The sequence below is a fragment of the Streptococcus sp. KR genome (genome assembly GCF_002238115.1).
In the GTDB taxonomy this organism is placed as follows: Bacteria; Bacillota; Bacilli; order Lactobacillales; family Streptococcaceae; genus Streptococcus.
This window is the reverse complement of record NZ_NGVM01000301.1, coordinates 1-241: the sequence shown is the minus strand read 5'-3', so window position 1 is coordinate 241 and position 241 is coordinate 1. Positions and strand designations below refer to the sequence as shown.

At 32.8% G+C, this 241-nt stretch carries 1 pseudogene; it reads right to left on the bottom strand.

What is annotated here, in order from left to right:
• A pseudogene (locus CBI42_RS12045) lies at positions 1–231 on the bottom strand (CPBP family intramembrane glutamic endopeptidase); the annotation flags it as partial.
• Positions 232–241: the final 10 nt, after the last annotated feature.

Sequence of the window (241 nt, the reverse complement as noted above, 5' to 3'; positions counted from 1 at the left end):
TATAATCAGTAGGCTAACGAATCCAATACCAAGCCATTTCATCCTAGATTTCATATTGACCTTATGAGCTTGTTTGCGTTGGCCATACATCCATAAAAAAGAAATGAGTGACGAACTATAGAGAATCTGTAGTATAGTTAACTCACCGATACAAAGAAATTTCAATAAGTATAGAGATACCAATAGGACATTTACTTGTTGGAATATATAAACTGGAATTATTCTTTTCATAGTTACCTCC